Raw genomic sequence first — 13771 nt, forward strand, 5'->3', positions numbered from 1 at the left:
AGTAATTCACATTCAATTAGTAATGCAAGATATCACGTAGTGATTCTTTTTAACGGTTAAGTTAGAAAGGGCGCACGGTGGATGCCTTGGCACTAGGAGCCGATGAAGGACGGGACGAACACCGATATGCTTCGGGGAGCTGTAAGCAAGCTTTGATCCGGAGATTTCCGAATGGGGAAACCCACCACTCGTAATGGAGTGGTATCCATATCTGAATACATAGGATATGAGAAGGCAGACCCGGGGAACTGAAACATCTAAGTACCCGGAGGAAGAGAAAGCAAATGCGATTCCCTGAGTAGCGGCGAGCGAAACGGGACCAGCCCAAACCAAGAGGCTTGCCTCTTGGGGTTGTAGGACACTCTGTACGGAGTTACAAAGGAACGAGGTAGATGAAGAGGTCTGGAAAGGCCCGCCATAGAAGGTAACAGCCCTGTAGTCAAAACTTCGTTCTCTCCTGAGTGGATCCTGAGTACGGCGGAACACGTGAAATTCCGTCGGAATCCGGGAGGACCATCTCCCAAGGCTAAATACTCCCTAGTGACCGATAGTGAACCAGTACCGTGAGGGAAAGGTGAAAAGCACCCCGGAAGGGGAGTGAAAGAGATCCTGAAACCGTGTGCCTACAAGTAGTCAGAGCCCGTTAACGGGTGATGGCGTGCCTTTTGTAGAATGAACCGGCGAGTTACGATCCCGTGCAAGGTTAAGCAGAAGATGCGGAGCCGCAGCGAAAGCGAGTCTGAATAGGGCGAATTGAGTACGTGGTCGTAGACCCGAAACCAGGTGATCTACCCATGTCCAGGGTGAAGTTCAGGTAACACTGAATGGAGGCCCGAACCCACGCACGTTGAAAAGTGCGGGGATGAGGTGTGGGTAGGGGTGAAATGCCAATCGAACCTGGAGATAGCTGGTTCTCTCCGAAATAGCTTTAGGGCTAGCCTCAAGGTAAGAGTCTCGGAGGTAGAGCACTGATTGGACTAGGGGCCCCTACCGGGTTACCGAATTCAGTCAAACTCCGAATGCCGATGACTTATCCTTGGGAGTCAGACTGCGAGTGATAAGATCCGTAGTCGAAAGGGAAACAGCCCAGACCGCCAGCTAAGGTCCCAAAGTATACGTTAAGTGGAAAAGGATGTGGAGTTGCTTAGACAACCAGGATGTTGGCTTAGAAGCAGCCACCATTTAAAGAGTGCGTAATAGCTCACTGGTCGAGTGACTCTGCGCCGAAAATGTACCGGGGCTAAACGTATCACCGAAGCTGCGGACTGTTCTTCGAACAGTGGTAGGAGAGCGTTCTAAGGGCTGTGAAGCAAGACCGGAAGGACTTGTGGAGCGCTTAGAAGTGAGAATGCCGGTATGAGTAGCGAAAGAGGGGTGAGAATCCCCTCCACCGAATGCCTAAGGTTTCCTGAGGAAGGCTCGTCCGCTCAGGGTTAGTCGGGACCTAAGCCGAGGCCGAAAGGCGTAGGCGATGGATAACAGGTTGATATTCCTGTACCACCTCCTCACCATTTGAGCAATGGGGGGACGCAGGAGGATAGGGTAAGCGCGGTATTGGATATCCGCGTCCAAGCAGTTAGGCTGGGAAATAGGCAAATCCGTTTCCCGTGAAGGCTGAGCTGTGATGGCGAGCGAATTATAGTAGCGAAGTTCCTGATTCCACACTGCCAAGAAAAGCCTCTAGCGAGGTGAGAGGTGCCCGTACCGCAAACCGACACAGGTAGGCGAGGAGAGAATCCTAAGGTGATCGAGAGAACTCTCGTTAAGGAACTCGGCAAAATGACCCCGTAACTTCGGGAGAAGGGGTGCTCTGTTAGGGTGCAAGCCCGAGAGAGCCGCAGTGAATAGGCCCAGGCGACTGTTTAGCAAAAACACAGGTCTCTGCGAAGCCGTAAGGCGAAGTATAGGGGCTGACGCCTGCCCGGTGCTGGAAGGTTAAGAGGAGCGCTTAGCGTAAGCGAAGGTGCGAATTGAAGCCCCAGTAAACGGCGGCCGTAACTATAACGGTCCTAAGGTAGCGAAATTCCTTGTCGGGTAAGTTCCGACCCGCACGAAAGGCGCAACGATCTGGGCACTGTCTCAACGAGAGACTCGGTGAAATTATAGTACCTGTGAAGATGCAGGTTACCCGCGACAGGACGGAAAGACCCCGTGGAGCTTTACTGCAGCCTGATATTGAATGTTGGTACAGCTTGTACAGGATAGGTAGGAGCCTTGGAAACCGGAGCGCCAGCTTCGGTGGAGGCATCGGTGGGATACTACCCTGGCTGTATTGACCTTCTAACCCGCCGCCCTTATCGGGCGGGGAGACAGTGTCAGGTGGGCAGTTTGACTGGGGCGGTCGCCTCCTAAAAGGTAACGGAGGCGCCCAAAGGTTCCCTCAGAATGGTTGGAAATCATTCGCAGAGTGTAAAGGCACAAGGGAGCTTGACTGCGAGACCTACAAGTCGAGCAGGGACGAAAGTCGGGCTTAGTGATCCGGTGGTTCCGCATGGAAGGGCCATCGCTCAACGGATAAAAGCTACCCCGGGGATAACAGGCTTATCTCCCCCAAGAGTCCACATCGACGGGGAGGTTTGGCACCTCGATGTCGGCTCATCGCATCCTGGGGCTGTAGTCGGTCCCAAGGGTTGGGCTGTTCGCCCATTAAAGCGGTACGCGAGCTGGGTTCAGAACGTCGTGAGACAGTTCGGTCCCTATCCGTCGCGGGCGCAGGAAATTTGAGAGGAGCTGTCCTTAGTACGAGAGGACCGGGATGGACGCACCGCTGGTGTACCAGTTGTTCTGCCAAGGGCATCGCTGGGTAGCTATGTGCGGACGGGATAAGTGCTGAAAGCATCTAAGCATGAAGCCCCCCTCAAGATGAGATTTCCCATTCCGCAAGGAAGTAAGATCCCTGAAAGATGATCAGGTTGATAGGTCTGAGGTGGAAGTGTGGCGACACATGGAGCTGACAGATACTAATCGATCGAGGACTTAACCAATTTGAATGTATGCTTACTGTTATCTAGTTTTGAGAGAACACTCTCAATGGTTTGGTGGCGATAGCGAAGAGGTCACACCCGTTCCCATGCCGAACACGGAAGTTAAGCTCTTCAGCGCCGATGGTAGTCGGGGGTTTCCCCCTGTGAGAGTAGGACGCCGCCAAGCCATTACACGCAAGTGTAATATATGGAGGATTAGCTCAGCTGGGAGAGCATCTGCCTTACAAGCAGAGGGTCGGCGGTTCGAGCCCGTCATCCTCCACCATATTTGCCGGCCTAGCTCAATTGGTAGAGCAACTGACTTGTAATCAGTAGGTTGGGGGTTCAAGTCCTCTGGCCGGCACCATTTTTGGACAAGATAATAACATAAGTCTTTTAAAAAGAGCCATTAGCTCAGTTGGTAGAGCATCTGACTTTTAATCAGAGGGTCGAAGGTTCGAGTCCTTCATGGCTCACCATGTTACGCGGGTGTGGCGGAATTGGCAGACGCGCTAGACTTAGGATCTAGTGTCTTATGACGTGGGGGTTCAAGTCCCTTCACCCGCATTATACAGGATAGTGATCCTGTATGCGGAAGTAGTTCAGTGGTAGAACACCACCTTGCCAAGGTGGGGGTCGCGGGTTCGAATCCCGTCTTCCGCTCCAACTATACCATCCACGCCGGGGTGGTGGAATTGGCAGACACACAGGACTTAAAATCCTGCGGTAGGTGACTACCGTGCCGGTTCAAGTCCGGCCCTCGGCATTATTGTTATGCGCCCGTAGCTCAATTGGATAGAGCGTTTGACTACGGATCAAAAGGTTAGGGGTTCGACTCCTCTCGGGCGCGCCATAATATTTTTAAAAATCGGGAAGTAGCTCAGCTTGGTAGAGCACATGGTTTGGGACCATGGGGTCGCAGGTTCGAATCCTGTCTTCCCGACCACTTCGGGGCCTTAGCTCAGCTGGGAGAGCGCCTGCTTTGCACGCAGGAGGTCAGCGGTTCGATCCCGCTAGGCTCCACCATTTATAAAAAAACATGTTGACTTTAAGAGAAACTTATTATATAATTAAAAAGTTGCTTGGGAAAGTGAACAAAATGATCTTTGAAAACTAAACAAGACAAAACGTACCTGTTAATTCAAAGTTTTAAATAAATCGCACAGCGATGTGCGTAGTCAGTCAAACACTTTATCGGAGAGTTTGATCCTGGCTCAGGACGAACGCTGGCGGCGTGCCTAATACATGCAAGTCGAGCGGACAGATGGGAGCTTGCTCCCTGATGTTAGCGGCGGACGGGTGAGTAACACGTGGGTAACCTGCCTGTAAGACTGGGATAACTCCGGGAAACCGGGGCTAATACCGGATGGTTGTCTGAACCGCATGGTTCAGACATAAAAGGTGGCTTCGGCTACCACTTACAGATGGACCCGCGGCGCATTAGCTAGTTGGTGAGGTAACGGCTCACCAAGGCGACGATGCGTAGCCGACCTGAGAGGGTGATCGGCCACACTGGGACTGAGACACGGCCCAGACTCCTACGGGAGGCAGCAGTAGGGAATCTTCCGCAATGGACGAAAGTCTGACGGAGCAACGCCGCGTGAGTGATGAAGGTTTTCGGATCGTAAAGCTCTGTTGTTAGGGAAGAACAAGTGCCGTTCAAATAGGGCGGCACCTTGACGGTACCTAACCAGAAAGCCACGGCTAACTACGTGCCAGCAGCCGCGGTAATACGTAGGTGGCAAGCGTTGTCCGGAATTATTGGGCGTAAAGGGCTCGCAGGCGGTTTCTTAAGTCTGATGTGAAAGCCCCCGGCTCAACCGGGGAGGGTCATTGGAAACTGGGGAACTTGAGTGCAGAAGAGGAGAGTGGAATTCCACGTGTAGCGGTGAAATGCGTAGAGATGTGGAGGAACACCAGTGGCGAAGGCGACTCTCTGGTCTGTAACTGACGCTGAGGAGCGAAAGCGTGGGGAGCGAACAGGATTAGATACCCTGGTAGTCCACGCCGTAAACGATGAGTGCTAAGTGTTAGGGGGTTTCCGCCCCTTAGTGCTGCAGCTAACGCATTAAGCACTCCGCCTGGGGAGTACGGTCGCAAGACTGAAACTCAAAGGAATTGACGGGGGCCCGCACAAGCGGTGGAGCATGTGGTTTAATTCGAAGCAACGCGAAGAACCTTACCAGGTCTTGACATCCTCTGACAATCCTAGAGATAGGACGTCCCCTTCGGGGGCAGAGTGACAGGTGGTGCATGGTTGTCGTCAGCTCGTGTCGTGAGATGTTGGGTTAAGTCCCGCAACGAGCGCAACCCTTGATCTTAGTTGCCAGCATTCAGTTGGGCACTCTAAGGTGACTGCCGGTGACAAACCGGAGGAAGGTGGGGATGACGTCAAATCATCATGCCCCTTATGACCTGGGCTACACACGTGCTACAATGGACAGAACAAAGGGCAGCGAAACCGCGAGGTTAAGCCAATCCCACAAATCTGTTCTCAGTTCGGATCGCAGTCTGCAACTCGACTGCGTGAAGCTGGAATCGCTAGTAATCGCGGATCAGCATGCCGCGGTGAATACGTTCCCGGGCCTTGTACACACCGCCCGTCACACCACGAGAGTTTGTAACACCCGAAGTCGGTGAGGTAACCTTTTAGGAGCCAGCCGCCGAAGGTGGGACAGATGATTGGGGTGAAGTCGTAACAAGGTAGCCGTATCGGAAGGTGCGGCTGGATCACCTCCTTTCTAAGGATTTTAACGGAATATAAGACCTTTGGTCTTATAAACAGAACGTTCCCTGTCTTGTTTAGTTTTGAAGGATCATTCGATTCTTCGAGATGTTGTTCTTTGAAAACTAGATAACAGAAGTAATTCACATTCAATTAGTAATGCAAGATATCACGTAGTGATTCTTTTTAACGGTTAAGTTAGAAAGGGCGCACGGTGGATGCCTTGGCACTAGGAGCCGATGAAGGACGGGACGAACACCGATATGCTTCGGGGAGCTGTAAGCAAGCTTTGATCCGGAGATTTCCGAATGGGGAAACCCACCACTCGTAATGGAGTGGTATCCATATCTGAATACATAGGATATGAGAAGGCAGACCCGGGGAACTGAAACATCTAAGTACCCGGAGGAAGAGAAAGCAAATGCGATTCCCTGAGTAGCGGCGAGCGAAACGGGACCAGCCCAAACCAAGAGGCTTGCCTCTTGGGGTTGTAGGACACTCTGTACGGAGTTACAAAGGAACGAGGTAGATGAAGAGGTCTGGAAAGGCCCGCCATAGAAGGTAACAGCCCTGTAGTCAAAACTTCGTTCTCTCCTGAGTGGATCCTGAGTACGGCGGAACACGTGAAATTCCGTCGGAATCCGGGAGGACCATCTCCCAAGGCTAAATACTCCCTAGTGACCGATAGTGAACCAGTACCGTGAGGGAAAGGTGAAAAGCACCCCGGAAGGGGAGTGAAAGAGATCCTGAAACCGTGTGCCTACAAGTAGTCAGAGCCCGTTAACGGGTGATGGCGTGCCTTTTGTAGAATGAACCGGCGAGTTACGATCCCGTGCAAGGTTAAGCAGAAGATGCGGAGCCGCAGCGAAAGCGAGTCTGAATAGGGCGAATTGAGTACGTGGTCGTAGACCCGAAACCAGGTGATCTACCCATGTCCAGGGTGAAGTTCAGGTAACACTGAATGGAGGCCCGAACCCACGCACGTTGAAAAGTGCGGGGATGAGGTGTGGGTAGGGGTGAAATGCCAATCGAACCTGGAGATAGCTGGTTCTCTCCGAAATAGCTTTAGGGCTAGCCTCAAGGTAAGAGTCTCGGAGGTAGAGCACTGATTGGACTAGGGGCCCCTACCGGGTTACCGAATTCAGTCAAACTCCGAATGCCGATGACTTATCCTTGGGAGTCAGACTGCGAGTGATAAGATCCGTAGTCGAAAGGGAAACAGCCCAGACCGCCAGCTAAGGTCCCAAAGTATACGTTAAGTGGAAAAGGATGTGGAGTTGCTTAGACAACCAGGATGTTGGCTTAGAAGCAGCCACCATTTAAAGAGTGCGTAATAGCTCACTGGTCGAGTGACTCTGCGCCGAAAATGTACCGGGGCTAAACGTATCACCGAAGCTGCGGACTGTTCTTCGAACAGTGGTAGGAGAGCGTTCTAAGGGCTGTGAAGCAAGACCGGAAGGACTTGTGGAGCGCTTAGAAGTGAGAATGCCGGTATGAGTAGCGAAAGAGGGGTGAGAATCCCCTCCACCGAATGCCTAAGGTTTCCTGAGGAAGGCTCGTCCGCTCAGGGTTAGTCGGGACCTAAGCCGAGGCCGAAAGGCGTAGGCGATGGATAACAGGTTGATATTCCTGTACCACCTCCTCACCATTTGAGCAATGGGGGGACGCAGGAGGATAGGGTAAGCGCGGTATTGGATATCCGCGTCCAAGCAGTTAGGCTGGGAAATAGGCAAATCCGTTTCCCGTGAAGGCTGAGCTGTGATGGCGAGCGAATTATAGTAGCGAAGTTCCTGATTCCACACTGCCAAGAAAAGCCTCTAGCGAGGTGAGAGGTGCCCGTACCGCAAACCGACACAGGTAGGCGAGGAGAGAATCCTAAGGTGATCGAGAGAACTCTCGTTAAGGAACTCGGCAAAATGACCCCGTAACTTCGGGAGAAGGGGTGCTCTGTTAGGGTGCAAGCCCGAGAGAGCCGCAGTGAATAGGCCCAGGCGACTGTTTAGCAAAAACACAGGTCTCTGCGAAGCCGTAAGGCGAAGTATAGGGGCTGACGCCTGCCCGGTGCTGGAAGGTTAAGAGGAGCGCTTAGCGTAAGCGAAGGTGCGAATTGAAGCCCCAGTAAACGGCGGCCGTAACTATAACGGTCCTAAGGTAGCGAAATTCCTTGTCGGGTAAGTTCCGACCCGCACGAAAGGCGCAACGATCTGGGCACTGTCTCAACGAGAGACTCGGTGAAATTATAGTACCTGTGAAGATGCAGGTTACCCGCGACAGGACGGAAAGACCCCGTGGAGCTTTACTGCAGCCTGATATTGAATGTTGGTACAGCTTGTACAGGATAGGTAGGAGCCTTGGAAACCGGAGCGCCAGCTTCGGTGGAGGCATCGGTGGGATACTACCCTGGCTGTATTGACCTTCTAACCCGCCGCCCTTATCGGGCGGGGAGACAGTGTCAGGTGGGCAGTTTGACTGGGGCGGTCGCCTCCTAAAAGGTAACGGAGGCGCCCAAAGGTTCCCTCAGAATGGTTGGAAATCATTCGCAGAGTGTAAAGGCACAAGGGAGCTTGACTGCGAGACCTACAAGTCGAGCAGGGACGAAAGTCGGGCTTAGTGATCCGGTGGTTCCGCATGGAAGGGCCATCGCTCAACGGATAAAAGCTACCCCGGGGATAACAGGCTTATCTCCCCCAAGAGTCCACATCGACGGGGAGGTTTGGCACCTCGATGTCGGCTCATCGCATCCTGGGGCTGTAGTCGGTCCCAAGGGTTGGGCTGTTCGCCCATTAAAGCGGTACGCGAGCTGGGTTCAGAACGTCGTGAGACAGTTCGGTCCCTATCCGTCGCGGGCGCAGGAAATTTGAGAGGAGCTGTCCTTAGTACGAGAGGACCGGGATGGACGCACCGCTGGTGTACCAGTTGTTCTGCCAAGGGCATCGCTGGGTAGCTATGTGCGGACGGGATAAGTGCTGAAAGCATCTAAGCATGAAGCCCCCCTCAAGATGAGATTTCCCATTCCGCAAGGAAGTAAGATCCCTGAAAGATGATCAGGTTGATAGGTCTGAGGTGGAAGTGTGGCGACACATGGAGCTGACAGATACTAATCGATCGAGGACTTAACCAATTTGAATGTATGCTTACTGTTATCTAGTTTTGAGAGAACACTCTCAATGGTTTGGTGGCGATAGCGAAGAGGTCACACCCGTTCCCATGCCGAACACGGAAGTTAAGCTCTTCAGCGCCGATGGTAGTCGGGGGTTTCCCCCTGTGAGAGTAGGACGCCGCCAAGCTATATTATGGTAAAGGCAGCTCATCATGAGTTGCCTTTTTTGTGTTTTTCTGCATACATTATATAATATGAGAAACGTAACGATATGCCTTTTTGCAAAAGCAGGTTTTATGCTTGTGCAAAGTGGAAATAATAGAGATAGAGCGATACAGTTGAAAAATTTCGCGAAACACCTTATAGTAAGGTTAAAGTCAAATATAGTCAAAGTCAATAAAGGAGGGGGTTGAGTGGGACATAATATTTCTGACATCATTGAACAGTACTTGAAACAAGTATTAGATCAAAATGGCAAAGAAATTTTAGAGATCAAACGCAGTGAAATTGCTGATAAATTTCAATGTGTTCCTTCCCAAATAAATTATGTCATCAACACCAGATTTACAAGTGAAAGAGGATATATTGTTGAAAGTAAACGGGGAGGCGGCGGTTATATTCGTATTATCAAAATTAAAATGAATAACGAAGTCGTCCTCATTAATAATATTATTTCGCAGATTCATACCCACTTGTCCCAGGCAGCCTCTGATGACATTATTCTCAGACTGTTAGAGGACGGAGTTATTTCGGAAAGAGAAGCTAAAATGATGGTGAGTGTAATGGATCGTTCAGTTCTATATATTGATTTGCCCGAACGGGATGAACTAAGAGCCAGAATGATGAAAGCAATGCTCACATCTTTAAAACTAAAGTAAGCGGGTGAAAAGATTGATTTGTCAAGAATGCAATGAGAGACCGGCCACTTTTCACTTTACGAAAGTTGTTAATGGAGAAAAACAAGAAGTTCATATTTGTGAACAATGTGCAAAAGAAAATAGCGATTCATACAGTATAAGTGGAAACCAAGGGTTCTCGATCCATAATTTATTATCAGGGCTGCTGAATATGGAGTCTTCATTTCAAAACACCGGTTCTCAAATGTTCGGCTACTCAGAGCAAGGCACAGCTTGTAAGAAATGCGGTATGACGTTTCAGCAGCTGAGAAAAACAGGGCGTTTCGGCTGTGCGGAATGTTACGATACGTTCTACAGCCAAATTACACCGATCTTGCGAAAAGTTCACAGCGGGAATACGGTGCATGCCGGGAAAATTCCAAAACGAATAGGTGGAAACCTGCATGTAAGACGGCAAATGGAAATGTTAAAAAAAGAACTTGAATCTTTAATACACCACGAAGAGTTTGAAAGAGCAGCGGAGGTCAGGGATCAGATCCGATCGTTAGAGCAGAAATTAAAAAGTAAAGACAGTGAGGGGGAACAAGGGTAATGTCGCTCAAGCATTTTATTCAGGACGCACTAAGCAATTGGATGAAGCAAAAGGGACCTGAAAGTGACATTGTACTCAGCAGCCGTATACGGTTGGCCCGAAACTTTGAAAATATAAAGTTTCCTGCCAGGTATACGAATGAAGAAGCCTCATCCATCATTCAGCAATTCGAAGATCATTTTTCAGGAAAAGAACTTCCTGATATCGGTCAATTTCATTTAATCAGAATGAGTGAAGCTCAGCCTTTGGAAAAACGGGTGCTGATGGAGAAACATCTGATCAGCCCGAATTTAACTGAATCCCCTTTTGGCGGCTGTTTGCTTTCTGAAAATGAAGAAGTCAGCATTATGTTAAATGAAGAAGATCATATCAGAATTCAATGCCTCTTCCCCGGCTTCCAGCTTCTCAACGCTATAAAAGCGGCAAACCAGGTTGATGACTGGATTGAGGAGAAAGTGGATTACGCCTTTGGAGAGAAGAGAGGGTACTTAACAAGCTGTCCTACAAATGTAGGGACGGGACTAAGGGCTTCAGTCATGATGCATTTGCCGGGCCTTGTATTAACTAGGCAAATGAATCGAATTATACCGGCAATTAACCAATTAGGCTTAGTTGTTAGAGGAATTTACGGTGAAGGCAGCGAAGCATTAGGAAATATCTTTCAAATTTCAAATCAAATCACACTCGGAAAATCAGAACAGGACATTGTAGATGATTTAAACAGTGTGGCTGCCCAGCTGATTGAGCAGGAACGTTCAGCCCGAGAAGCGCTTTACCAAACCTCGAAAATTGAATTGGAGGACCGGGTATTCAGATCTTACGGTGTTTTATCCAACTGCCGTATGATTGAATCAAAGGAAACGGCGAAATGCCTTTCTGACGTTCGGCTGGGGATAGACCTTGGAATCATCAAAGGGCTATCAAGCAATATACTTAATGAACTGATGATTTTGACACAGCCGGGTTTTCTCCAACAATATTCGGGCGGTGCATTACGGCCGAACGAAAGAGACGCGAGAAGAGCGGCTCTTATCAGGGAAAGGCTGCATTTAGAAATGAGTGCAAATAGACAGGAGGATGATTCGATATGATGTTTGGAAGGTTTACAGAGCGAGCTCAAAAGGTATTGGCACTGGCACAGGAAGAAGCACTGCGCTTAGGCCATAACAATATTGGAACTGAACATATCTTATTAGGTCTGGTTCGTGAAGGAGAAGGGATTGCGGCTAAAGCACTCCAAGCACTCGGACTCGGTTCGGATAAAATTCAGAAAGAAGTGGAGAGCTTAATCGGACGGGGACAGGAAATGTCTCAAACGATTCATTATACGCCAAGAGCAAAAAAAGTCATTGAGCTCAGCATGGATGAAGCCAGAAAGCTAGGACATTCTTATGTGGGAACAGAACACATACTTCTCGGACTGATTCGTGAAGGAGAAGGCGTGGCCGCGAGAGTTCTGAATAATCTCGGTGTCAGCTTGAATAAGGCGAGACAGCAAGTGCTGCAGCTTCTGGGAAGCAATGAGACGGGATCTTCTGCATCCGGTACGAACAGCAATGCAAACACGCCGACGCTTGACAGCTTGGCTCGTGATTTAACTGCGATTGCGAAGGAAGACAGTCTTGATCCGGTTATCGGCCGAAGCAAAGAGATTCAGCGTGTTATTGAGGTATTAAGCCGCAGAACGAAGAATAATCCCGTTCTTATCGGAGAACCGGGTGTAGGTAAGACTGCGATTGCTGAAGGCCTCGCACAGCAGATCATCAATAATGAAGTGCCGGAAATTTTACGTGATAAACGCGTAATGACATTAGACATGGGTACGGTTGTAGCCGGTACGAAATACCGCGGAGAATTTGAAGACCGCTTGAAAAAAGTAATGGATGAAATACGTCAGGCCGGCAATATTATTTTATTCATTGACGAACTGCATACACTGATCGGAGCGGGGGGAGCAGAAGGTGCGATTGACGCATCGAATATCTTAAAACCTTCACTGGCCCGCGGAGAGCTTCAATGCATCGGTGCGACAACGCTTGATGAATACCGTAAATATATCGAAAAAGACGCTGCTCTGGAGCGCCGTTTCCAGCCGATTCAGGTGGATCAGCCGTCAGCCGATGAAAGCATTCAAATTTTAAAAGGGCTCCGTGACCGCTATGAAGCGCATCACCGCGTATCCATTACCGATGAAGCGATTGAAGCAGCGGTAAAATTGTCCGACCGTTATATTTCTGACCGCTTCCTTCCGGATAAAGCGATCGATTTAATTGATGAAGCCGGTTCAAAAGTACGTCTCCGTTCTTTCACAACGCCTCCGAACTTAAAAGAGCTTGAGCAGAAACTCGATGAAGTTCGCAAGGAAAAAGACGCTGCCGTTCAGAGCCAGGAGTTTGAAAAAGCGGCTTCTCTTCGTGATACGGAGCAGCGCCTGAGAGAACAGGTGGAAGACACGAAAAAAACGTGGAAAGAAAAACAAGGCCAGGAGAACTCCGAAGTTTCTGTAGAGGATATCGCGATGGTTGTATCCAGCTGGACCGGGGTGCCTGTATCTAAAATTGCCCAAACGGAAACAGATAAGCTTCTCAATATGGAAAACATTCTGCACTCCCGCGTCATCGGCCAGGATGAAGCTGTTGTAGCCGTTGCAAAGGCTGTCAGACGTGCAAGAGCCGGTCTGAAGGACCCGAAACGCCCGATTGGTTCATTCATCTTCTTAGGCCCTACAGGCGTTGGGAAGACAGAGCTGGCACGAGCGCTGGCGGAATCCATTTTCGGTGATGAGGAAGCGATGATCAGAGTGGATATGTCCGAATACATGGAGAAACACTCGACTTCACGTCTTGTCGGTTCTCCTCCGGGATATGTCGGCTATGATGAAGGCGGCCAGCTGACAGAAAAAGTGAGAAGAAAACCTTACTCTGTCGTACTGCTTGATGAAATTGAAAAAGCGCATCCTGATGTGTTTAACATTCTCCTGCAAGTGCTTGAAGACGGACGCTTGACTGATTCAAAAGGACGCACTGTGGATTTCCGCAACACGATCCTGATTATGACGTCAAACGTCGGAGCGAGCGAGCTGAAACGCAACAAATATGTGGGCTTCAATGTGCAGGATGAATCACAAAACCATAAAGACATGAAAGACAAAGTCATGGGAGAGCTGAAGCGCGCCTTCAGACCTGAGTTTATCAACCGGATTGACGAAATTATCGTCTTCCACTCCCTTGAGAAAAAACATCTTACAGACATCGTGTCGCTTATGTCTGATCAGTTAACAAAACGTCTGAAAGAACAAGATCTCTCTATCGAGCTGACGGATGCTGCAAAAGCAAAAGTGGCAGAAGAGGGCGTCGATTTGGAATACGGCGCACGTCCGTTAAGAAGAGCGATTCAAAAGCATGTGGAGGACCGGTTATCAGAAGAACTCCTCAGAGGCAATATTGATAAAGGCCAGCACATTGTTCTTGATGTTGAGGACGGCGAATTTGTCGTAAAAACAACTGCTAAAACGAACTAATATAGTGACAAACA

At 49.7% G+C, this 13771-nt stretch carries 4 protein-coding genes, 9 tRNA genes and 5 rRNA genes; all 18 read left to right on the forward strand.

All coding sequences use genetic code 11. The features are described 5' to 3' along the window. Window positions 1–54: 54 nt before the first annotated feature. Window positions 55–2984: ribosomal RNA gene (locus G4O42_RS00495) — 23S ribosomal RNA — on the forward strand. Window positions 2985–3034: 50 nt separating this feature from the next. After that, window positions 3035–3150 (forward strand): 5S ribosomal RNA (gene rrf, locus G4O42_RS00500). A gap of 23 nt (window positions 3151–3173) precedes the next feature. Further along, a tRNA-Val gene (locus G4O42_RS00505) sits at window positions 3174–3249 on the forward strand. A 5-nt stretch (window positions 3250–3254) separates the two neighbouring features. Continuing rightward, window positions 3255–3330, forward strand: a tRNA-Thr gene (locus G4O42_RS00510). A gap of 36 nt (window positions 3331–3366) precedes the next feature. Further along, window positions 3367–3442 (forward strand) — tRNA-Lys (locus G4O42_RS00515). 6 nt (window positions 3443–3448) lie between these two features. Then, a tRNA-Leu gene (locus tag G4O42_RS00520) sits at window positions 3449–3530 on the forward strand. A 24-nt stretch (window positions 3531–3554) separates the two neighbouring features. Beyond that, window positions 3555–3629: transfer RNA gene (locus G4O42_RS00525), tRNA-Gly, on the forward strand. A gap of 14 nt (window positions 3630–3643) precedes the next feature. After that, window positions 3644–3729 (forward strand) — tRNA-Leu (locus G4O42_RS00530). A gap of 10 nt (window positions 3730–3739) precedes the next feature. Then, window positions 3740–3816 (forward strand) — tRNA-Arg (locus G4O42_RS00535). Between the two features lie 16 nt (window positions 3817–3832). After that, window positions 3833–3909: transfer RNA gene (locus tag G4O42_RS00540), tRNA-Pro, on the forward strand. Between the two features lie 4 nt (window positions 3910–3913). Then, a tRNA-Ala gene (locus tag G4O42_RS00545) sits at window positions 3914–3989 on the forward strand. Between the two features lie 165 nt (window positions 3990–4154). Beyond that, a 16S ribosomal RNA gene (locus G4O42_RS00550) occupies window positions 4155–5704 on the forward strand. Between the two features lie 175 nt (window positions 5705–5879). After that, window positions 5880–8809, forward strand: a 23S ribosomal RNA gene (locus G4O42_RS00555). Window positions 8810–8859: 50 nt separating this feature from the next. Further along, window positions 8860–8975, forward strand: a 5S ribosomal RNA gene (gene rrf, locus G4O42_RS00560). The 16S, 23S and 5S rRNA genes sit together here with 9 tRNA genes alongside, the layout of an rRNA operon. Before the next feature lie 226 nt (window positions 8976–9201). Next, on the forward strand, window positions 9202–9666 hold the full coding sequence (gene ctsR, locus G4O42_RS00565; RefSeq protein WP_003156396.1) for a transcriptional regulator CtsR: 465 nt from the start codon (window positions 9202–9204) through the stop codon (window positions 9664–9666). A gap of 13 nt (window positions 9667–9679) precedes the next feature. Continuing rightward, window positions 9680–10237, forward strand: coding sequence for a protein-arginine kinase activator protein McsA (gene mcsA, locus G4O42_RS00570; protein ID WP_007410387.1), 558 nt, complete (start codon window positions 9680–9682; stop codon window positions 10235–10237). Further along, on the forward strand, window positions 10237–11328 hold the full coding sequence (gene mcsB / locus G4O42_RS00575) for a protein-arginine kinase McsB (protein WP_003156398.1): 1092 nt from the start codon (window positions 10237–10239) through the stop codon (window positions 11326–11328). The genes mcsA and mcsB overlap by 1 nt, the downstream gene beginning before the upstream one ends. Then, window positions 11325–13757, forward strand: a complete 2433-nt coding sequence (clpC, locus tag G4O42_RS00580) for an ATP-dependent protease ATP-binding subunit ClpC (RefSeq protein WP_015239036.1) — start codon at window positions 11325–11327, stop codon at window positions 13755–13757. Before mcsB ends, clpC begins: the two co-directional genes overlap by 4 nt. Window positions 13758–13771: the final 14 nt, after the last annotated feature.

Origin of the sequence: Bacillus sp. LUNF1, from assembly GCF_011008975.1 — a bacterium.
GTDB classification, from domain to species: Bacteria; Bacillota; Bacilli; order Bacillales; family Bacillaceae; genus Bacillus; species Bacillus velezensis.